Genomic DNA, 22676 nt, shown 5'->3' with positions numbered 1-22676 from the left:
TAATTTTTATTAAAAACTATAAAGACATTATCATGTAGATTCCTTATTTTCAGCAGGACAAACAATGACATGCACTACGATTTTTTTAGGAGGAATTATTTATGATGAAATATTTACAACGGCTAGGCCGATCGTTAATGCTCCCGGTTGCCGTATTACCAGCTGCAGCGATCCTCATGGGGATCGGCTATTGGATTGACCCTAGCGGCTGGGGTGAAGACAATGTCATCGCGGCATTTTTAATTACAGCCGGAAGTTCTATTATTGACCATATCGCAATTCTGTTTGCGGTAGGTGTTGCATTAGGGATGTCGAAAGAAAAAGATGGCTCCGCGGCATTAAGTGGTTTAGTTGCCTTCCTTGTCGTAACGACTATCTTACATCCTGACTCTGTCGCAATGTTCCAAGGAATCGAACCGGATAACGTCAATGCAGCTTTTGGAAATATTGAAAACGCATTCGTCGGGATTTTATCGGGTTTAGTCGCTGCAAATATGTACAACCGCTTCAGTCATGTTCAATTACCTGACGCGCTCGCATTCTTTAGCGGAAAGCGTCTCGTCCCAATTATGACATCTGTTGCGATGCTAGTTGCATCAGCCATTTTAATCTTTGTATGGCCTGTTGTCTACTCTGGACTCGTTTCCTTTGCAGAATTCATCAGTACACTAGGAGCTGCAGGTGCCGGGTTATATGGTTTCTTTAACCGCCTGTTAATCCCGACAGGACTCCACCATGCTCTAAACTCTGTGTTCTGGTTTGACGTTGCTGGAATCAATGATATCGGTAACTTCTGGGCAGGAACAGGTGAGTTAGGTATTACTGGAAGATATATGGCAGGTTTCTTCCCGATTATGATGTTCGGTTTACCAGCAGCAGCACTAGCTATGTATCATACTGCTAAAACGAAAAGGAAAAAACAAGCTGCATCATTACTACTAGCAGCGTCATTTGCTGCATTCTTTACAGGGGTTACTGAGCCATTAGAGTTCGCATTCATGTTCTTAGCTCCTGCACTTTATGTCGTTCACGCCGCATTAACGGGCTTATCGATGTTTATCGCTGCATCCTTCCAATGGACAGCAGGATTTGGATTTAGTGCCGGTCTCGTTGACTTTGTATTAAGTTCAAGACTCCCGCTTGCGAACCATCCCTATATGTTAATCGTTCAAGGTTTAGGATTTGCAGTTGTTTACTACTTCCTCTTCCGTTTCTTAATTGTTAAGTTCAATTTAAAAACACCTGGACGTGAAGATGAAGAGGTTGTTGCAGAAGATGAACAAGACGGAGAACCTACTGACAAACAAACAGCATATGCAACTGCAGCAAAAGAAATCTATGAAGGTTTAGGCGGAGACGACAATGTTACGTCCGTTGACAACTGCGTTACTCGTCTGCGAATCGAAGTGAAAGACATGGATAAAGTAGACCAGGACCGCATTAAAGCAACAGGTGTACCTGGAGTTAACGTCATCGACAAACATAGTATTCAAGTGATCGTCGGCACACATGTCCAATTTGTTGCAGATGAAATCGCAAAAATACGAAAATAAAATTAAAGTCCCGCCATTGCAATGGTGGGGCTTTCGTATCGATCGAGGAGCTATTTGCTGATACGGTAGCACGCTGCACGTATCGAACAGTGCTTAATCACACTCTAACAATTGTGCGGACATCCATTCCGTTATCTCCTGTAAAAACGATGTTTTCAGCAATTTCACGGACATCGGTTCCGCTATCATCGCCATTTGGCGATCATTTTTGATGTTTTACAGGCAATAACGAATCTGATGTCCTCAAACACAACGATTTCGCCTCTTTTCCTCGATTTAACGAATCTCATGGCCGCCAAAAGTCTAATATACCCCTCATAGTTGTGAACTGACGAACGTATTTTAACAGCTATCTGTGCAAAACGTTGAGCAGAATTTTGTTCATTCATTGGAGTCCTGTTTACAATAGGATACATAGACGATTTAGAAAGGATGATTTCTACATGCAATCATTAAACGGTAAAAAAGCACTGATCACTGGAGGAAGCAGAGGAATTGGTAAAGCAACGGCTATTGCACTCGCAAAAGAAGGTGTGGATCTCGGGCTAATTGCACGTTCAGAAGAGAGTTTTGAGTCCGTTCGAAAGGAACTTTCTGAACTTGACGTCAACTTTGTTACCGCAGTTGCAGATGTTGCGAATGAATCAGGCGCTCACGAAGCTGTGAAAAAGATTGAAAATAAGCTAGGTTCCATCGATATTTTGATCAACAATGCAGGGGTTGGCGTGAGAGGATCATTTCTTGATCTCCAAACTGATGATTGGCGTAAAGTTCTTGATACGAATGTTATGGGAATCGTCCATGTCACTCAAGCTGCCTTGCCTAGAATGATTGAAAGTAACAAAGGAGACATTGTCAACATCTCCTCAATGTCCGGATTGAAAGGAACAGAAGGCTCTAGTGCTTATAGTGCATCTAAATTTGCCGTCATCGGGATGAGTGAATCGCTTATGCAAGAAGTACGAAAGCATAACATTCGCGTAAGTATCTTGACGCCAAGCCTTGTTGAAACAGACCTTACTCGTGGAAAAAATAATGATCAAAGAACCCCCGATAAATATACTCAAGCAGAAGACGTTGCAGAATATATCGTTAGCCAGCTTAAACTCGAACAGCGAACCTTCATCAAAACAGCTGCACAATGGGCGACGAACCCATTTTAAATATAGTTCGATCAAATCACATTTATTTCTGTTGACTCCAAAAATAACTATTGTATAATCGATGGTATATTATAACAATTTACTACGAGCTGATAAACCGTGGACATTCCACTCTCATTTATGAAAATGGGCCGGCTTCGTATCTCTTACCAGATATGAAGCTGGCTTTTTATTTTGTATCTTAAGGGGGAAGAAGATGTATATATTCAACAATGAAAAAGAGATTTATGATCCTTTTTATGAGACGAGTATTAAGCCTTATCCGTGGGAATTTGAATTGTTACATTCAAAAACGGTTCGAAGATTGAAAGGTTTATCCCATTATGGAACCGGCTCTTATGTCACTTCTGCCAAGCATTCTAGATATGAGCATACTGTCGGCGTTTGGACGATTATCTCGACATTTTTTCCAAAAAAGGAAGAACTGAGACTAGCTGCGCTTCTTCACGATATCGGGCATCTTCCTTTTTCACATGCAGTTGAACGAACACTTAATTTTAACCACCATGACATTACGGAGGAAAAGATTCAAGGAGAAGAGATTTCAAGCATTTTACGAAAATACGATTTTTCACCTGAAAGGATCACACACATTCTTAACGAGGACTCCCCGTTGGCCCATAAAACATCATTTCTAAGCGCAGATCATTTAGATAGTTTTTTGCGAGATTGTTATATGCTTGGAAAAATGCACGTCAAACCATCTTCGATTTTGAAAAACATTTCTTTTAGCGGAAACTACGTAGAAGCTGATTTGGAAACGAGTAAGCATATTATGTCAGCTATTTATGAGGATCACAAAACGTTCTTACATCCCGTCGTTCTCGCTTTAGATGCGTTACTAGCAAAAGCAATTTTTATTTTTACGGAGCAAAAAAAGATTGGTTTACAGTCCATTACCTCCTTAACGAATCATGAGTTGCTGCAACAGTTACGAGACGCTGATTTGGATGAGGTAAACGAAATATTAACGGTCATTATGCTACATCCTGAAAAAATCACAATTCAAGACGGTTACGTAGCTGGTGCCGAAAAAGTGGAAGTGAGTAAGGTTTATGACAAAACCCCGTTAGTAGATGGAACTCCACTTTGTTCTCTTTCCTACGAATCCGAAAAACAATTAGACGATATTCGTTCATTTGTAAAAAGGTATTATTTTTCGTATTAGAAAAGACGAACCTTCTGACAGGTTCGTCTCTTCCTGTTTAGATTTTTTATTTGTATGTCAACAACATTTGACTGTAAAGCACTGTCAAGATTCAAAAAGTTACAACCCCGATACAAGTTTAAAAACAACCTTTACAAGTCAAACATCGAGGCTTGCAAAGGTTGTTTCAGATTCTAGATTAACAGACTTTTTAAAACGATCGTCAAGTATCGTTTGCGTATGAGCCAATTAATAAGTATAAGCTGGCAGTGGATCCTCGAAAGTTACCCAGTCTTCTTCCATTTCTTGATCGGTTAACAAACATGTGTCAAGTGAAGCTTCGACTTCATTCTGATCCATCTCAATGCCGATAAAAACGAGCTCTGTTACTCGGTCTCCGAACTTCGGATCCCACTGCTCTAAAAGCTCTGGTTCTTCTTTTAATACTTGTTCTCTTTCTTCTTCCGGATATGCAGCGACCCACTCTCCTGCACCTTGGATCGTTAAAGAAGATCCGGCTTGCGATAATAGTCCTGCCATATTATTTCGTGTGGAAAGCCAAAAGAAGCCTTTTGCACGGACTACGTCTTCCGGCCAACTTTCCAACCATTGCTTCCATCTTTCTGGATGAAATGGACGTCTTCGTTTGTATACGAATGACTGAATTCCATATTCATCCGTTTCAGGAACATGCTCCTCATTCAGTTCCTTAATCCATCCAGCTCCTTGACTTGCTTTTTCAAAATCAAAGGCATTTGTATCGATAATTTGATTTAAAGGTACGTTTGTATGGATACTTTCAATGATCGTTGCTTCTGGATTCAATTTCATTAATACGCCTTTTAGCTCCTGAACATCTTCACGACTGACGAGGTCTGTTTTATTTAAAACGATCACGTTCGCAAATTCGATTTGATCAATTAATAAGTCAACGACTTCACGTACATCATTCTCATCATCCGTTTGCTTTCGATCCAGCAAGCTTTCACCTGAAGCATAGTCATCCCAAAAACGATTCGCATCCACGACTGTCACCATTGTATCTAAGTGACATAACTCTGGAAGATTTATGCCCAATTCCTCATCCATATACGTAAACGATTGAGCAACCGGAATCGGTTCGGAAATTCCCGTGGATTCAATGACAATATAGTCAATATTCCCGGCTTGAACTAATTTTTCTACTTCTATAATAAGGTCCTCCCGTAACGTACAGCAAATGCAGCCGTTTTGCAACTCGACGAGCTTCTCTTCTGAACGGGCAAATGTGCCTTGCTTGATCATAGAAGCATCAATATTTACTTCACTCATGTCATTTACGATAACAGCTATTTTCTTATTTTCTTTATTTGCTAAAATGTGATTTAACAATGTTGTTTTTCCTGATCCTAAATATCCGCTTAAAACCGTTACTGGTATTTTTCGGTCCAATGTTAGCACCCTTTCTCCAATCGATAATCATATTCATTACGAAAATTAGTTTATATTTTGAACAATCCGCTCTGCTGCTCTCCTCGCTCCTGAAATATTTCTTGCCACAGGACCTAGTTCTAATTCACTTAACGGACCTGTTACAAACAAATGCTGGCACCACTCCAAAGAAGATCGAACAATAGGATAGCCACAGTTTGCACATTGAAGATCTTCTCTTTTCATTAAATCAATCAACCACTCTTCATTTGGGAATGATGGGATAAACCCAGTAGCGAAGAGAATAGAACTTGTATTAATATGCTGCCCGTCTTTTAAATGCAACGTTAACGGATCGTTGTTCTCCTGTTTTACATCTTCCACTTCTCCCTCAACAATTGACAAACTTCCATCGTTTCGTAAATGCAATAACCGATGATACAACTCTCGGGTCAATGAACCTCGATGTCTTGCTTCATTGATCATTATTCTCCGTTTGCTATAGTCTTTTACCTTATTAAATGAAGCCATATACTTTGGACCGAGCCAGCCAGGGTCGCTATCAAATGAATGGATTCTAAATGGGTGTCTTTTTAGTAATGTCACTTTGCCGGGATAAATAGATGAAAGTTTTATTGCCGTATGTGCGGCAGTAATCCCCCCGCCAATGACAGTAATCGGAGGGCTAAGTTCGGTGACATTTGTCAATGATTCATTAAATACATGATAGGCTGACGCTTTTTCTTCGTTGATCTCCTTTGCCCAATCCGGAATGTTTAAACGATGATTAATACTAATAGCAATGACGACATGTTTACTATGAAAACGTTGGCCGCTTTCAGTTTGCACGCACCAATCATCCTGTTCCTTAAAAACTCCATTGACCTTCCCTTTCACCCAAGTTTGACGTAATCCAACATCCTCAACAATCTTGTCACAATATTCATTAAAGATGCTTAAAGACGGTCTGTCATATTTTCCATACAATCGGTTTGATTCATTGTTCTTTTTTGCATACTTCTCCAACGCGAGTGGATCGACATCAATATGGTGAACAGAAGGTGAACGAAGAAATTCCATCCCGATAAACGCTGTATTTCGCCGCCATTTATACATAGGCTCTGGATGCGGGTCAATGATTCGTATTTTATCAGTTGTCGTCTTTCCGCTTTTCAGGAGGAAGTTGGTAACCGTACATCCGTGAATGCCTCCTCCAATGATTATCCAGTCTAACAATCAATCACCACCTGTTCATTTTGGTCAAATCGTAACAATTACGATTTATATCATATAAGATATCGGCTTGAATTGCAACCGGGAGATTTTTACTCTAAATACGTAATCAATAGAGCCATAAAATCGCACAATCATATAGAGTTGCGCGCAATCATGAAGAAGTTGCGTACAATCATACAGATGTTGCGCGCAATCGTACAGAAGTTGCGCACAATCAACGGTTTCCTTCTATCCATACTCAGTTCAAATCGTAATTGTTCCTATTTAAATCAGGAGTCTAGGTTTCTATATCTTGATCCGCATATACTCTACTATTCGTCGCCCCTGACTGATAGAGATATTTCCCATTGTAAGGAACGGCCTCTTCATTGACTTCAGCAATGACTAATTGGCAAATTCTCCGTCCGACTATTAATTCTATTGGAAGTCGGTTCGCATTATACAACTCTAACGTAATTTCTCCTTTGAACCCTGGATCGACCCAGCCAGCACTTTGGATAAATAACCCTAACCTTCCAATCGAACTACGTCCTTCAACAAATGCAGTTAAATTGTTCGGAAGCTCGATTTTTTCCACCGTTGTCGCTAACAAAAATGATTGCGGTGGAAGAATAATACTCTGTTCTGAATGAACCTCTCTATAGTTCGCTTCTTTTTCCATCGAGAGTACTTGATTGTTATGTTCATCAACTGCTAAAAAATGGCTACCTAATCGTAAATCGATAGAAGCTGGCTGAACTTGTTCTTTTGTGAGAGGTTCAATCAGTAGTTCTCCTTTTGTCTGCTTTGATAAAATCGTTTTCCCCGATAAAATCATAATATTTTTTACTCCCTAGTTATTTTTTTGCAGCTGCCACTTAAATGGATCCGTAAGGAGTGACCAATCCGAGTCATATTCAGTCGCTGTTAACAGGCATTGGTCTAATTGTTGAATGATTTCTTCTTTATTTAAATCTGTCCCTATAAAAACTAGCTTCGTATGACGGTCACCAAATTGTGGATCCCAATCATCAAGCAGTTGCGGGTTTTCTCTTAACATTTGCTGCTGTTCAGCTTTTGGTAACGAACCTACCCAGTATGAAATCGGTTCAATCGAAACAGATGGGCCTGCTTGCGACATGAGCAAGGCAAGGTTATTTCGACTTGCGCACCAAGCGATCCCCTTCGCCCTTACGACTTCACTTGGCATCGCTTGAACAAATTGGTAAAAACGTTCGGAATGAAAAGGTAATCTTCTCATATAGACAAAAGATGAAATTCCATATTCCTCAGTTTCTGGTGTATGTTGATCATGCCCATGTGTTAATTCACGAATCCATCCTGCCGAAGAACTCGCTTCTTCAAAGTTAAACAAATTCGTGTTTAAAATGTCACTTGGAGAAACATTCCCATTTGTCGTGCGAATCATTTTTGCTTTTGGCTGAAGAGTTCTAAGCACCTTTTCAAGTTTGGCTAGAGCTTCCTCAGACACAAGGTCACATTTGTTCAAGACGAGTACATCACAAAATTCAATCTGATCAATAAGTAAGTCAGCAATCTCTCTCGTATCTTCTTCACCTAGCGCTTCCTTTCGATCTAATAAACTGTCCCCAGACCGGAAATCTTTCCAAAACCGATTGGCATCGACGACCGTCACCATTGTATCCAATTGGCAAAACCTCGTTAAATCGATCCCTAGTTCTTCATCAATATAGGAAAAGGTTTGCGCAACCGGAACGGGTTTACTTATCCCCGTTGATTCGATCATAATGTAATCAATATTTCCGGCATTCGCTAATTTTTCAACTTCTACTAGTAAGTCTTCCCTTAATGTACAGCAAATGCATCCATTAGACATCTCCACGAGCTTTTCCTCAGTTCTCGCAAGTTCTCCTCCTTGCTTGACTAATTCTGCATCGATATTGACTTCACTCATGTCATTCACAATGACAGCAACTTTTAACCCGTCTCGATTTTTCAACATATGATTTAATATTGTCGTTTTCCCTGATCCTAAATAGCCGCTTAATACAGTTACTGGTATTTTCCTCTCCATTATTTTCCCTCCTATTTAGCAACATGATAGAGGGGAAACGTCAGCGTGTTCCCCTCATTCATAGTTGCTTTTTTGGACATCCACAGTGTAAATCGTAACTATTACGATTTGTATTTTACGCTTTTCTTTTTTTATTGTCAAAAAAATGTGTAACAGTTGACTTTCTTTTCTATCTTTCGTTATGATACTTACATGATTCAAATCGTAATCATTACGCTTTAATGAAAGGAGATTTCGAATATGGCTAAAAAATCAAAGGTTGCAAAAGAGAAAAAACGCCAAGCGCTTGTTGCTCAATATGCTGATTTAAGAAGGGAATTAAAAGAAAAAGGAGACTACGAAGCATTAAGAAAACTGCCAAGGGATTCCTCCCCGACCCGGTTAACAAGAAGGTGCGAAATGACCGGAAGACCACGAGGTGTGTTACGTAAGTTTAAACTGTCTAGAATTGCATTTCGGGAATTAGCTCACAAAGGACAAATTCCAGGGGTGAAGAAATCCAGCTGGTAAAGAAACATATGGTTCTCACCAACCCTTTGTCACAAAGGATTGTAACGGCACACTCGCCCTTCACGGGTGTTCTTTTCCAGCATAAGAAGGAGAGGTAAGATGAATCCGAAAGAACACATTCCTTACATTCTTGTAACGGGGATCTCTGATTCAGAAAAAACGGATGTTCTAAAGCATCTTAAGAAAATAGAACCCAATCGGGAAATCCTTCTTTATGAAGATAGAATGAGAAAAGAAAACTATGTAAATGAACCTCATTCTATTCGAAAAAGTGTGATTAGAGAGGTTGTTCATGACGTAAAAGCAGCTACATCTGAGGAGCTTTCTTCTATTTTAACTAACAGACGAAACGATAAAGACAATGCTCAAATGATTATCGATGTGCCGATTAGCTTTCAAGTGGAATCACTCTACGACATATACCCCTTCTCACGTTTACAGGAGCATATCTATGTTCTTGATGCGGAACGTTTTTGGTTCGATTATTCTTCGAGCGACACACTTATGAACAGACAGGATGCCTATACATTAGGAGAACTTTTCATTACTACCTTAGAAGAGGCTCACACAATCATTTTATCCAATGCAAAGAATGCTCCAGATGATTACCTGGCTGAATTAATTTGTTTCATTCGAAAACTTCAGCCGTTAGCGAATATTTTCACTATTGAACAATTCATGACTATGAAGACTGATTTCGAGGAAAATGTTTATCCTTCACACTCACTTTACAAACACCAAATTGAGCTATTTAAACGAACATCACCATTATCATTCGTTGGCGGTCACGGAATGAATACGTTCGTATATCAAAGTCATCTTCCGATCGATCTCAATAAACTGGAGAATTTTTTCAATAACCTCCCGGACGGATTATTACGTACAAAAGGGATGTGCACTCCAACAATCGGGGAGGAGATCTATTATATTTCACAAATAGGTCCATCCATTGAATTTCACTCAGACATTTCTCTTTATGGAAAGGGAGTGAGCGCTCCTTTTTTAACGGAGTTATTGTTTATTGGCTACCAGCTTGATAAACAAATGATAGCGGAACGTTTAGAAGAATGCCTTTTCCCCGAAGTGCCAATAACCCATTTAAATACGAAATGATAAAATGTCACATAAAAACACGATTTCTAGCTGCTTGGCTATGAAATCGTGTTTTTATATATGCAGCATTGGTGCTTCTTTGATACCTTTTCCACTAACTCTCGATCTTTTTCTATTCCGATAATCGTCCCTTCAGTCCGTTCAAAACTTCCCCCTGTAAAAGAGTGACTGATTTTCTCGTTCATAAATCTTCCTTCCAGTAACGCATTGATCAATTCTGAAGCATCATCTCTTGTCATATCTTTATACCAATACCCTTCCGGATATGTAATTAACACACATTTATCTTGACACCTGCCGTTACAAAGAGTTCTTGATGTATGAATGATTTCATCTGCACCATGAGATGAAATCTCTTTTCTTACCGCTTGCGTTAATTCTTCCGCACCAGCTTTATTGCAGCTGCTACCATTACATATGAATAGATGGTGGCGTGTCTTCGTTAAATCCCAAGTTGCCATTTTTCGTTATCTCCTTTAATCAAAAAATCGTGATCGCTTCAGCTAAACCGAATGATTTCCTGATCTTCAAATGCAATTTTCAAATTGTTCTTGAAACCAGTTTTCATCTAGTTCTTTTCCTATGACGACCATTTCACTCGTCCGTTTTTCATCTGATTTCCATCGCCTGTCCGAATGCCCAGAAAACATCATATGAACGCCTTGGAATACAATCCTCTCCTCTACATCTTTAATATTTAAAATCCCTTTATAGCGGTACATATTCGGACCGAGTATTTTGATGATCGTCTCCATCCACATTTCCACTTTTTTTAAATTCAATGGTCTTTCGGACCTCATAACGATCGCCTTCACATCATCATCATGATGATGGTGATGGTGATCGTCAAGAAAGTTTGGAGCTATTTCAAGCTTTTTATCTAAATCAAATGAATACAAATCTAACAATGAATCTAAGTCAACTTTGCTGTATGTTCCATATTGAATCGATGCGGAAGGGTTTATCCTTCTTAAACGATTTTCCAGTTTTGATAATTCATCATCATCAACGAGATCGATTTTATTTAATAAGAGGACGTCAGCAAAGGCAACCTGCTCCTGTGCTTCCATCGATCGATCGAGCTGTTCATGTGCATGGTAGGCATCCACGACAGTGACAATTGAATCCAATTGATAATAACTTGAAATGGTTTGATCAACAAAAAATGTTTGGGCAACCGGTCCAGGATCCGCGAGCCCGGTAGTCTCTATCACAATCCGATCAAACTCAAGTGTTTTCTGTTCACCCTTCCCTCTTCTCCTTTCCATTAAGTCATGAAGAATTCGAATTAAATCACCGCGAACCGTACAACAGATACACCCATTATTCATTTCAAAAAACTCTTCATCTGCTCCAACAACTAACTTGTTATCAATCCCTACTTCGCCAAACTCATTCACAATAACGGCAATCTTCTTCCCATGATTTTCACTTAATAAATAGTTCAATAAGGTTGTCTTTCCCGCTCCTAGAAACCCTGTCAGGACCGTAACTGGAACTTTGTTGTATATATTCATCGTGAATACCTCCATTTGAAGTGTTCGTACACTTAAGGTTAGTTCATTTGATTAATCATCTTTTCCTTTAACAGATAGATCTAATAGTTTGTCTAATGCTTGCCACGCCATGAGGGCACAATTATGACGAGCTTTCAATTTATAGACTCCTTGTAATGACAGAGCATCTCCAAAGTCGCTTCCGCTAGAAGGCAGTTGACCTTGACGTATAAATTGCTCGAACTCATTTCTCATCACTGATACGTGAGATAACTTCTGACCATAAATAAGCTCTGTCATCATCGATGATGAGGCCATACTAATACTGCACCCTTCTCCTAAAAACGAAACCTCCTTAATTGTGTCTTCTTCTATTATTAAGTAAAGTGTGATGACATCACCGCACGTTGGATTTTTGTAATACACTTTTCTCACCATATCTCCTTCAAGCTTACGATAATTTCGTCTATATTTAGCATGTTCCATCACCAAGTTACGATATAGATCATTTAACATGTCATTCCTCCAGTTTTTGATCTAGTATCTTTTTGTAAATTCTTTTTGTAAATCGTAATTATTACGATTTAAACTTTATTGTAAAGGATTCATATCCCAAGGTCAAATCGATTACTAAATCCTTTTGCAGTCATTTCTGCTCGAGATCCACGGACATCGCGTGTTTCTCAGAGGGAATAGTGAATTTTCGCGGACATCCATCTGCCTTCATTCACCTTGAGGGGGATGGAATTTCGCGGACATCAGAGCCCTTAAATGGTCAATAAACGGCATTTTTGATGCGTTCGAGGACATACGTTCCGTTATCCACTTCAAAACACAAGAAATCATCAACTTTTTGACTAGATAGAGGAACATGGTGTCCGGTGAGCTTCGAAAATGAGCCTTTTCAGCACATATAGCGGATCCAGTGTCCGCACAATCTCAGACGTTTACTGATGTAATCGCCCAAAAACGTTGAAGCTTAACAACAACTGTATTTCAACAATCAAAAGGTCGTTTTTCAACAAATTAAATCGAGTAGGAGGGGGTGACTAACCCCCGACCTCTCACACCACCGTGCGTACCGTTCGGTACACGGCGGTTTCATTTAAGTCCAACGTAACGATTGATATCTCAAAAGTAGACTTTTAAGCCCTTGATTATTCCAATATCGGTTATCAAGGGCTCTATCTAATATAGGACTTTTAGCTATACGCCAGTATCCTAGTCTAGAATTAGCCCACTCCCATGCCTGTTGTTCATTGATTCCTTGCTTCCTAAGATTCTTTTGTTTCGTTTTAATCTTCTTCCACTCTTTCCATCGAATCATCCTCAACCTTCTTCGAAGCCAACCATCAATCCTTTTAAAGACTGAGGTAGTTTCGGCTAGTTGATAATAGCCCATCCAACCGATCAGATAGCGGTTGATTTTCTCTATCCTATCCCCCATAGAAATTGACCATTTCCTCGAGGTGAGTTTTCGTATTCTCAGTTTAAAACGTTGAATACTTTGCTTGGATACTCTAATTTTCGGTTGTTTAATGTTGTTGGTGAAAGTGAAGCCTCGGAATGTTCTTCTCCATGGTCGGTCTACTGCACTCTTCTCTTTGTTCACCTTCAGTTTGAGGTTCTTCTCAATAAACGTTGTAATACTTTCCATTATCCGGTCACCTGCTCTTCTAGAGCGGACGTAGATATTACAATCGTCGGCATAGCGTACGAAGGCAAGGCCTCTTTCCTCCAGTTCCTTGTCCAGTTCGTCTAGAACAATGTTAGACAGGAGGGGACTAAGCGGTCCTCCTTGCGGAGTCCCTTCAGTATTAGGACTGACAAGGCCTTTCTCCATCACACCAGATTGAAGATACCTACGTATCAACCTAAGTAGTATGGGGTCATCCACTCGATAGCTTAATGTTCTCATTAATCTATCATGGTTTACCTTATCGAAGAATTTCTCTAGGTCAATGTCTACGACCCAGCGACAACCCTCTTTAATATACCCCCTAGCTTGTCGAACAGCGTCGTGAGCACGTTTGTCTGGTCGGAACCCAAAACTTTTGGTGGAGAATGTTGGGTCATAAACCTCACTCAGTGTTTGTGCAATAGCCTGTTGTATGAAACGGTCTATCACAGTCGGGATTCCTAATTTCCTCTTGCCTCCGCTCGGTTTCGGGATTTCGACTCGGCGAACAGGTTGAGGTTGATAGGTACCACTTTCGAGCTGAGCTCGCAGGGATGCCCAGTGTTCATGAAGATAAGGTCGTAGTTTTTGTACGTTCATCCCATCTACACCGTGACTTCCTTTATTACGCTCCACTCTTTCGAGTGCGCGATTTAAATTTTGCCGTGATAGAACTCGTTCCAACATTCTTATCAATCTCCTACGTGAATTAGATCATCTTCTTGTGTGGTATTACTCTCAGCCCTTCTTATGTCCCCTGTGGGATTCACCACGTCCTCCATTAGGAAGGATTATATGTTTCTGCTTCATTGAGTAATACGTACGCCAAGCGCTAATTCTTCTTAAATGATTCGGCCCTTCCCTTAAATCTCTAGGTCATTCAAAGTACTATGGCCTCTGCTGACTCCTGACTGTTCAGCTATTTATCACTAAATAGGTTACCAAGTGAGCTTGGCGTTACAGCCAGGCCTCCCCAGGTAAGAGGGCAATCTTTCCCTCCACCTATCTGCTTCATTTACTCTGTACCACCTTCGGCCGAACGGACTTTGTTTTGTTTAGCAAACTCATCCAGTGATACCTAGCCTCATATGAAGTTCGTGTTCCTCAGACCGGAGGTCTGCCGCTCGCTTCCTTCAGATTCCACGTCACCATGGACACCCTTGCGTTTGGCTAACCACTACTTCTGCCTTCGTGGTTCGGGACTTTCACCCTATAGATTACACCCATGCTGGGCGCACTAAAACAAGGACATGGAGGTGTTCTCCATGTCCTTGTTAAATGTCAATCATTTTTGTGATTCATGTTGTGAAAGTGGTGTGATTTTACTTATATCTCATGTGCGCTTTTCTGTTATAAAAATATTAGCTTTCTACTTTCCTTACATACTGTCGATCATCCTCATCCTTCACAATTACGCCTAGTTTGACGAGGTCTTTACGTAATGATTGTATTTCTTCTTGTTCCCCTTTTTTCAAGGCATCATACCTATCTGATAAAAGTGTATTGATTTGCCCTGAAAAGTCAGGGTGATCTTTTACCCAACGTTGATATTGATTTTCATAAGGATCGTTCATTTTCAGAGGATAGTTATGTCGCTTTAGAGACTCTTCAACATGATCTTTTTTTGATTCAAATTGTCCCCGGAAAAGCTCGTTTCCATGATGATCTAATAAAACTAATTTTTTTCCTTCTATAAAAAGTGCAAATATGTCTTTCTTTGCAAAGATCTCCACCTTATTTTTTAAGTGCAGCTCCAATTCTTTATCTGAAATCGTCATTTTAAGTGATTCACTAAACGCATATATCGTAAAAAGGATTCCAGCAAGTAAACCTGCACTTCCAGATATGATTGGAATCCATGGATTCTCCAAAGCTGAATACCAATTAAGTGGTCCTCCAAATGGAATAAAAGGAATCTTCGATAACCAATAAGCTACTGTCTGCCCGAACCATCCTACAACTCCGCCTAATATTGGCGGCAATATAATAATGATTAATTTCTCAACCTTTGATAAACCAAGAACCGTTTTAAAATCCAAGAACAATTCCTCTTTTCTATAACGTTTTAACTAATTAGTCAATTTTTTGATCAGTTAATCAATATAATTATATCAATAATCAAGGTTGGAATCAATCTTCTTACTAATCTATGAAAATGTTGGACATTCATTTTTCGTTATTACGCAACGTGCAATCATCATTTTCACACTTATGACAAAAAACTGAATGTAAATAAATAGATACCATGAGTCAAAGCATGATATCTATTATCAAAATCCTTTTATTTATGGCGTTCGCTCCTTTACGCTCGGAACGTCTTTCCTAGGTGCGTCCCTAAGCCAAAATAGTGACGAAAATTATAAATCAATGGACTCCACTTTTCAGGGTCAATGTGGTTTTCCTCTGAGAGGATGTTCTTGTGGGCATGAACATGGAGTGATTCTGTTTCGACGATTGATAGATCAGGGCAATAATTTGGAATCCTTATTGCATGTACTTTTGCCTCAATTTGTATAGGACACTCTAGAATTCGTGTAGGCTGGACACACTTTGAGTTTACAGGAGTTAATTTACTCTCTTCATATTTTTTATTATTGTATGTAAACCCTATTTCTGCTTTATACTCTGGTACTGGATTTTTACCAGTAAAGGGAGCTAACATTTCTACATGATTCCAAAGAACTGGATTCGGAATATTTATTACACATTCAGGATGTCGATTTACATTTTCAAATGCTTTTCCTCCTACACCAAGTCCTAAAATAATATAGTTCCCTAATGCCCAAGATGATGAAATTGGACTAATATTAACAGTTTCATCTTCATTTAATGTTGTTAATAAAATGACAGGTGTACCATAGTACAGGATTTTTGGATAAATCGTTTCCATTTCAATTTTTTTAGCTGATTGTTGTTCCAATTCTATAACCTCCTTCATGATATAAACATTGTAATCGATGAACATTTCCATTATCATCGAAATATGGATTACATAGAAGGAGATGATATGAACATGAGTCCGAATGTTGCTTCCATCGCTTCATTAATTAGTGAGCCGTCCCGGGCTGCAATTTTAACTGCTCTGTTAGACGGAAGGCTTCATCCTGCAAGCAGCCTCGCATATGTAGCTGGAATTAAGCCCCAAACGGCAAGCTTTCATTTGAAAAAGATGATAGAAGCGAATGTCGTCAAAGTTGTAAAACAAGGAAGACACCGTTATTACGGCATAGACAACCACGAGGTTGCAACCGCTTTAGAATCTTTGTTGTCTATTGCTCCAAAAGTTGAGATTAAGTCCTTTAAGCAAGCTACCGAAGATAAAGCTATGCGTTATGCGAGAACCTGCTATGACCACCTTGCTGGACAAGTAGGCGTGAAAATAACAGATTTTTTGCTCGACCACGAACTTGTAAAAGATGAGGGAAACTCATTTACTCTCACCTCAAAAGGGGAAACATTTTTCGAAGATCTCCAAATTGACCTTAAGGAAGTAAAGAGGAAACGTCGTGCATACATTAACAAGTGCCTAGATTGGAGTGAAAGACGTTATCACGTATCAGGAGCTGTAGGTAACGCTCTTTTTAAAAGACTTATTGAGCTACAATGGATACAAAAAGTCCCTGACACTCGAGCGATCAAAGTGACAGAAGTTGGTAAACAAAATCTGAAAACAACCTTCGGGGTTACTCTAGAATCTTAAATGACAATGAACATGGAAGTCCGTTCGGGCTGGAGATTTTCGCGGGTATCAGTGGTTCACCTGTACGATAGGCGATTTCTCGGACATCAATTTCCCACAGTACGGTGGGGATTTCGCGGACATCAGGGTTTCCACCTGTACGATAGTCGATTTCGCGGACATCAGTATCTCCCTGTACGATAGGCGATTTCGCGGACATCAGATCTCTTATTTGGCCAATGATCAGCTTTTTCATACTTTTGGAGGACACCTGTTCCGTTATCTACTCCAAAACACGTGTAATCATCTCATTTGGGGGTTAATAGAGGATCCTGTGGCCGCATAACTTTAAAAAAGAGCATTTTCGGCACATATAGCGGATCCTGTGGCCGCATAGTTCTGCAGGTGGTTACCTGTGATTGCGTGGCGATTTCGCGGACATCAGGGTTCTCCTGTACGATAGGTGATTTCGCGGACATCAGATCCCTTATTTGGCCAATATTCAGCTTTTCGGTAGCTTTGGAGGACAGCTGTTCCGTTATCTACCTCAAAATACATGAAATTATCGACTTTTTTACTAAATAGAGGATCCTGTGAATATAGAATAAAAAGTGGACACCCCTTTAACGAACATTATAATTGGACATGATGAGATGATAATACAAGGAGGGGTTCCCATGGGTGAACGTCGGCAAAGGTATAGTGAAGAATTTAAACGTCAAACAGTTAAATTTGCTCAAGAGCAGAAGCAAAAGAAAACGATGAGAGACATAGCACAAGAATTAGATATTCCATTAAGTTGTCTACATCAGTGGATGACTCAATATCGAGAATTTGATAATGAACCACTGGCAAGTGAAGAACGTATTCGTAAATTAGAACAACAGTTACGAGGTCAAGAACGTCAATTAAGAGAAAAAGACCGCAAACTAGCAGACACTCAAGAAGAGTTGGCAATTGTAAAAAAGGCGGTGCACATCTTCAGCAAACCACGGCCATGAGGTTCGAATTCATTGAAAAGCATAGCTCCGAATTTTCAGTGAAGAAGATGTGTAAAGTACTGCAAGTATCGCGGAGTGGCTATTTCAAGTGGAAAAAACGTGAGGTTAGTCAACAAGAGCTTCGAAAAAGAGAAATTCAAGACCGAATCGAGTACCATTTTAAAGATAGTCATGGGATTTATGGTAGTCCGAAAATCACCCAAATGTTGTGGAAAGAAAACTATCAAGTTAGTCAAAGAACAGTTAGTAAATATATGAATGAGCTAGGGTTACGCTCTTGTGTGTCAAAGAAGTTCAAGGTCGTTACAACAGATTCTAATCATGCAAATCCTATCGCTCCTAATAAATTGGATCAAAACTTTCGTATAGCAGCTCCTAACAAGGTTTGGGGTGCTGATATTACCTATATTCCTTGTCGCCAGGGGAAATTATACTTGGCGGTCATCCTTGATCTTTGTACTCGTGAAATTGTTGGCTGGAGTCTTAAAGGTCACATGGCAAATGAAATCGTGTTAGAAGCTCTGGAAAATGCTTATGAATCAAAAAATCCAAACAAAGACTTAATCCATCATTCAGACCGAGGTACTCAATACGCATCAAAAGAATATCGTCAACGACTCGAAAGTTATGGTATGGAAGCTAGTATGAGTCGTACTGGCAATTGTTATGACAATGCTTGTGTAGAATCATTTTTTAGTGTTTTGAAAAAAGAATTATTAAAAGGTCGTCGGTTTAAAACCAAGGAGCAGGCTTATACTAGTATGTTCCAATACATTGAGTTTTTCTATAATCGCAAAAGAATACACAGTTCTATTGGATACCTGTCACCAATGCAATATGCAAAGCAGTTTGATAGGAAAGCTGCTTAATACGAGTAGTAGTTTGGCCCTTACTTCACCTAACCATCAAACAGATGATGAAGTGGAGGGGTCAAGCGGTTTGGGCTTGACGCTTCCGCTGAATTATCTATACTTTTCGAAAGGTGAACAAAGGCCAACTAGTTAAAGCAACTATAAATCCAAAAATTCGTTATTTAGGTGTCTACTTTCTTGACATAGGTCCACTGTGTCCGCACAACTCCACTAATCACCCTTTTCGTCACACATAGCGGATCCTATGGCCGCTCAATTCCTCTTCAGTTTTTCACGGACATCAGATACCTTATTCGACCAAAAAAAGCCTTTTGATCACCTTAGCCCCCCCCCGAAAACCTGCACATCAAAACAAATCCAGTCCCAGACAAGTCGATTCACACTATTAGAAGGATTCCTCTACTGCTTGTCGTATCTTTACATTCATAGACAATATACAATTCAATTCTGTTTATTAAATTTTGAGCAATGAAACTATACCATTGTCCGGAGCTACCAAATTAAACTCTACTATTCAACTTTTTAATAAATAAAATTACTGCTATAGGAGAATGAAAATGAAGTCATACGAAGAACTTTCACACGTATTGTTAGTGAAAAAAGCACAAAAAGGCAGCCATGAAGCGCTAAGTACTTTGATCGGACAACACAGGAGGAAAATGCTTCAATGGGCAAATAAAATAGTACGTAATTCTACGAAAGCTGAGGATATCGTTCAAGACGCTCTCATTCAAACGCTCCGTCATATTGGCAGCCTTGAGGATCCTGAAAAGTTTTTACCTTGGCTTAAGTCAATCGTCCGTAATCAGTCATTAATGGCTCTCCGGTCACCAGGAGTACGGCGTGAATCGCTCGTCGAGGATAAATCGTTAGATGAGATTCGTTCAACCTTTCACCATAACGACACGGATGAAGCCTTTACATATACTCTTGGTTCACAAGTACTTTCGGAAGTCGAAGCTAGCATCGAAAGATTAGGTAAACGTGAACGTGTGGTTATCCGATCGCATGTACTGGAAGGTCTGAGCATTTCTGAGACAGCTAAAAAGCTTGGAATCAAAAGTGGTTCTGTCTACACAGCATTATCGCGTGCAAGGACGAAGCTAACTAACTTTCGTTTTGAAGATGAGCTAGAAACGTATATTTCTTCCAGACGACGACGTGGAAAACCATATACCGGAGGATCGTTTCACACGCAATATCATCGTTATGCCGGTGCTTATGACACGTTGTCTTCGATGATCCTGATCGCAGCCGGTTCACTAGGATTTCGTAAAATGAGCCTCACTGATGTTTTTGCTGCTACAGGACATGCCTTCCGGTTTCATGCTGCAAATGACCTTGGGATTAGTGGTCCATATTCCTATGACTGGACTTCATCGGTTTTATCCGGAATGGATAACCTTGGATTGTCTGCAAAAATACATGGTAGCCCCCGTTATCAGTTGAAACAACCTGATGAGCTAACTGCTTGTATGGAAGACATGTATCAAGCACTTGAAGATGGAATTCCGGTTATTTCTTGGGGCTTGAATAATGCAGAGTTTGGACTGATCACAGGCTTTAACGACGATACGAAGAGCTGGGTCATTTTAGACACTTCCACAAGTGGTAAAAAACTGCCTTACAATAAACTCAGTCGAAATCAGCAGCCAATGGAATGGTTCGTCGTCATTCCTCAGAAACAAAGATTCAATGGGCACCGTCGAAATCTCATCGCTCAAATTTTGTTACAGGCAGTAAAGAACATCCACGGGAACGATATGACGGAAGCTAGTTTTTCTGTCAGTGGAACGTCTGCTTATCGCAAATGGATCGATTCATTCAACCGGCAGCAATCGATTGAACCTTTAAGTGTAGCCTATAATCTAGCTGTAGCTCGGGAGTCTCGTTTACATTCTTCAATGTATTTACAAAAACTTTTAAGTAACAACATACAAGGTGATCGAACACTGCCGGAATCATCATTATCAGCTATCGCACATTCTGCTCTACTTTTTGACCGAATTTCTGAAAAAATGGAAACTATCACGAGACTGTTCCCGCTCCCATTTGGTGCCGACCCTACCGCACCTGGCCCAGCTGATCATTCTGCTCAGCTATTGTGCCGTGCTTCTGAAGAAGAAATAGAAGCAGCAAATGCATTGGAAGAAGCAGCTTTGTTATTAAATCGAAAAAAAACGTAGTCATACATGTAAGAAAAAATCATTTCCAGCATCACATTGTTTGAGGGCAATAAAATGTCCAATCATATTAAGGAGGCTTATAAGATGAAGGAAAACAAAACAATGGAAGTGAAATCAAAGAACGTTCACCCGATCCGAAATAAGGTGGGCGGAGTGTTTATGCATGTTAGCAACATGGAACGATCAAGCAACTGGTACCACAAGTTATTCGGAATGTCTGAACGATCGGTCTCAACAGAGAAAGTACATGCCATTTCGATGGATGGCGGATCAGACTTTATTTTGGATCAAAATGGGTATGATAGCAACTTACCTCCTGAGGAAAGAGCGATCCTTATGTTCGATTCACCAAATGTAAGAGCAGCATATCAGTTTGTGAAAAATTCCGGAATTGAAATTGTCGAAGATATTATGGATTTTCCAGGGATGTCCTTTTTCACCTTTCGAGATCCGGACGGGAACCTTCTCATGATTTGTGGCGATCCAGGAACTGGTGAAGAAATCGAAGAAGAAAACTCCAATACTGACAATCAAGAGATTACCTATAATGCTGGAGGTTCGCAGCTCATTGTGAATGACGAAGCTCAACACGCTAAAATAACTTCTGATGGACTTGAATTGACAGGTTATGCTCGTACGGAGACTTCGTATGAAGCACCTTTAAAAATCGAAGCAACTGTTCGAATAGATAAAGGCTCCCTCTATTTAACGTATGGCCGCCATGGTTTAGTCGCTTTGAATTTTTGCAACTCACCGGACCTTCAAAAAAATGGAAGCGGTGATGATTTATTTATCGTGAATCCGAAGATGAATAAACATTTTACGTTCCATCATAAAGGCTCAATCCCTTTAGGGCAATGGGCTAACGTATCATGGACAATCAATGAACGCAGTATGGAGATTCACATTGATGGTAAACTATTTCATCGTCAGGATGGATATTTCGGAAACGTCGTCGGTCAAGCTGCGCTAGCAGGGGTAATGGGCCAAATAACCGTTAAATCTTTCAATGTAGATACGTTGTCTAATAACGATAAAACGGCTTACTTACTAGTTAAAGCAGGTGAAACGGGCGAAGACCGCCTAGTCGCAGACCCTTCCTGCCATGCGGTTACAACAAGCGAAGGATTATGGCTTAGCTGTGATGATCGTTGGGGCTATGCCCGTACAGAAAACAGTTATTCAGTCCCTTTTTCATTAAAAACCGACATTCATAGTTTTACACGCTCGGCTGTGTTTTACGGTGGACACTCTGCTCGAGTAAAATGGAGTTCAGAAGGTACTCTTTGTTTTACCGATCCGATTACGAAAGAAGAAATATGGGTTCAAAATGCTGCATTGCCATATGATTCATTAACAACGCTCGAGTGGAAAATGGAAGCGAGCCAAACTTCAATCATCGTCGACGGTAAAACCATTTTTGAACGAAAAGGTGATTATTCATCATGTCATTTCAAACTCGGTATTGGTGCAGATATAGGCAGCGCGGTCACTGTAAAATCTGTCCAGATTGATTAATTCCACTCTTTTCACCAAGTACAGCATTTCAGACAATCACGTCATATGAATAATAAGAATCGTATTAGCCTTCGTCTCA

At 40.0% G+C, this 22676-nt stretch carries 21 protein-coding genes; 10 read left to right on the top strand and 11 right to left on the bottom strand.

Annotated elements, in window-relative coordinates:
• The first annotated feature begins 101 nt into the window (after positions 1–101).
• The 3 genes from nagE (at position 102) to CD001_RS09985 (ending at position 3884) form a co-directional block, all read left to right on the top strand.
• Positions 102–1553 carry an N-acetylglucosamine-specific PTS transporter subunit IIBC gene (nagE, locus tag CD001_RS10000; RefSeq protein WP_096187444.1) on the top strand — a complete coding sequence of 484 codons (1452 nt, stop codon included), beginning with the start codon at positions 102–104 and terminating at the stop codon, positions 1551–1553.
• Between the two features lie 443 nt (positions 1554–1996).
• Positions 1997–2716: a 3-ketoacyl-ACP reductase gene (locus tag CD001_RS09990; protein ID WP_096187441.1), complete on the top strand. Its 720-nt coding sequence runs from the start codon at positions 1997–1999 to the stop codon at positions 2714–2716.
• A gap of 196 nt (positions 2717–2912) precedes the next feature.
• On the top strand, positions 2913–3884 hold the full coding sequence (locus CD001_RS09985) for an HD domain-containing protein (protein WP_096187439.1): 972 nt from the start codon (positions 2913–2915) through the stop codon (positions 3882–3884).
• Positions 3885–4112: 228 nt separating this feature from the next.
• On the opposite strand, the gene CD001_RS09980 is transcribed toward CD001_RS09985, so the two are convergent.
• From CD001_RS09980 to CD001_RS09965, 4 genes are all read right to left on the bottom strand, one after another.
• On the bottom strand, positions 4113–5294 hold the full coding sequence (locus tag CD001_RS09980; RefSeq protein WP_096187437.1) for a GTP-binding protein: 1182 nt from the start codon (positions 5292–5294) through the stop codon (positions 4113–4115).
• 45 nt (positions 5295–5339) lie between these two features.
• Positions 5340–6509 carry an FAD/NAD(P)-binding protein gene (locus CD001_RS09975; protein WP_096187435.1) on the bottom strand — a complete coding sequence of 390 codons (1170 nt, stop codon included), beginning with the start codon at positions 6507–6509 and terminating at the stop codon, positions 5340–5342.
• A gap of 277 nt (positions 6510–6786) precedes the next feature.
• Complete coding sequence (dcd, locus tag CD001_RS09970) at positions 6787–7326, bottom strand: dCTP deaminase (RefSeq protein WP_096187433.1); 540 nt, start codon at positions 7324–7326, stop codon at positions 6787–6789.
• A gap of 15 nt (positions 7327–7341) precedes the next feature.
• Entirely contained in the window at positions 7342–8544 is a 1203-nt protein-coding gene (locus CD001_RS09965) for a GTP-binding protein (protein WP_096187431.1), read from the bottom strand.
• Positions 8545–8784: 240 nt separating this feature from the next.
• Here CD001_RS09965 and rpsN point away from each other — a divergent pair, with 240 nt between their 5' ends.
• On the top strand, positions 8785–9054 hold the full coding sequence (gene rpsN, locus CD001_RS09960) for a 30S ribosomal protein S14 (RefSeq protein WP_096187428.1): 270 nt from the start codon (positions 8785–8787) through the stop codon (positions 9052–9054).
• Positions 9055–9153: 99 nt separating this feature from the next.
• Positions 9154–10167 carry a GTP-binding protein gene (locus CD001_RS09955; protein WP_096187426.1) on the top strand — a complete coding sequence of 338 codons (1014 nt, stop codon included), beginning with the start codon at positions 9154–9156 and terminating at the stop codon, positions 10165–10167.
• A 38-nt stretch (positions 10168–10205) separates the two neighbouring features.
• Here the strand turns inward: CD001_RS09955 and CD001_RS09950 are convergent, their stop codons facing one another.
• The 6 genes from CD001_RS09950 to CD001_RS09925 form a co-directional block, all read right to left on the bottom strand.
• Positions 10206–10628: a (2Fe-2S) ferredoxin domain-containing protein gene (locus CD001_RS09950; RefSeq protein WP_096187424.1), complete on the bottom strand. Its 423-nt coding sequence runs from the start codon at positions 10626–10628 to the stop codon at positions 10206–10208.
• Positions 10629–10694: 66 nt separating this feature from the next.
• Positions 10695–11684 (bottom strand): CobW family GTP-binding protein, encoded by a 990-nt coding sequence (locus tag CD001_RS09945; RefSeq protein WP_257009772.1) that lies wholly within the window; start codon positions 11682–11684, stop codon positions 10695–10697.
• A 51-nt stretch (positions 11685–11735) separates the two neighbouring features.
• Positions 11736–12179, bottom strand: coding sequence for a Fe-S cluster assembly sulfur transfer protein SufU (gene sufU / locus CD001_RS09940; RefSeq protein WP_096187420.1), 444 nt, complete (start codon positions 12177–12179; stop codon positions 11736–11738).
• Between the two features lie 589 nt (positions 12180–12768).
• The gene (ltrA, locus tag CD001_RS09935) at positions 12769–14028 is read right to left on the bottom strand and encodes a group II intron reverse transcriptase/maturase (protein ID WP_096187418.1); all 1260 of its coding nucleotides are present in this window, start codon (positions 14026–14028) and stop codon (positions 12769–12771) included.
• Positions 14029–14702: 674 nt separating this feature from the next.
• A complete protein-coding gene (locus CD001_RS09930) occupies positions 14703–15380 on the bottom strand; it encodes a YqeB family protein (protein WP_257009771.1) in 678 nt (225 codons plus the stop codon).
• A gap of 263 nt (positions 15381–15643) precedes the next feature.
• Complete coding sequence (locus CD001_RS09925; protein ID WP_096190549.1) at positions 15644–16231, bottom strand: flavin reductase family protein; 588 nt, start codon at positions 16229–16231, stop codon at positions 15644–15646.
• A gap of 117 nt (positions 16232–16348) precedes the next feature.
• Here CD001_RS09925 and CD001_RS09920 point away from each other — a divergent pair, with 117 nt between their 5' ends.
• Positions 16349–17041: an ArsR family transcriptional regulator gene (locus tag CD001_RS09920; protein WP_096187414.1), complete on the top strand. Its 693-nt coding sequence runs from the start codon at positions 16349–16351 to the stop codon at positions 17039–17041.
• Here CD001_RS09920 and CD001_RS09915 read toward each other — a convergent pair.
• Complete coding sequence (locus CD001_RS09915; protein WP_096187412.1) at positions 17025–17276, bottom strand: hypothetical protein; 252 nt, start codon at positions 17274–17276, stop codon at positions 17025–17027. The two genes, CD001_RS09920 and CD001_RS09915, sit on opposite strands and share 17 nt — an antisense overlap.
• 421 nt (positions 17277–17697) lie before the next feature.
• Here CD001_RS09915 and CD001_RS09910 point away from each other — a divergent pair, with 421 nt between their 5' ends.
• The 4 genes from CD001_RS09910 to CD001_RS09895 all read left to right on the top strand — a co-directional run bounded on the left by CD001_RS09910 (position 17698) and on the right by CD001_RS09895 (position 22597).
• Positions 17698–18021: a transposase gene (locus CD001_RS09910; protein WP_096185832.1), complete on the top strand. Its 324-nt coding sequence runs from the start codon at positions 17698–17700 to the stop codon at positions 18019–18021.
• On the top strand, positions 18018–18890 hold the full coding sequence (locus tag CD001_RS09905; RefSeq protein WP_096186060.1) for an IS3 family transposase: 873 nt from the start codon (positions 18018–18020) through the stop codon (positions 18888–18890). Before CD001_RS09910 ends, CD001_RS09905 begins: the two co-directional genes overlap by 4 nt.
• A gap of 560 nt (positions 18891–19450) precedes the next feature.
• Positions 19451–21079, top strand: coding sequence for an RNA polymerase sigma factor (locus CD001_RS09900; protein ID WP_179298691.1), 1629 nt, complete (start codon positions 19451–19453; stop codon positions 21077–21079).
• An 84-nt stretch (positions 21080–21163) separates the two neighbouring features.
• The gene (locus tag CD001_RS09895) at positions 21164–22597 is read left to right on the top strand and encodes a VOC family protein (protein ID WP_179298690.1); all 1434 of its coding nucleotides are present in this window, start codon (positions 21164–21166) and stop codon (positions 22595–22597) included.
• The last annotated feature ends 79 nt before the right edge of the window (positions 22598–22676 follow it).

The sequence above is a fragment of the Evansella halocellulosilytica genome (assembly GCF_002335745.1).
Taxonomy (GTDB): Bacteria; Bacillota; Bacilli; order Bacillales; family Salisediminibacteriaceae; genus Bacillus_CA; species Bacillus_CA halocellulosilytica.
This window is presented reverse-complemented; position numbering and strand designations above follow the sequence as displayed.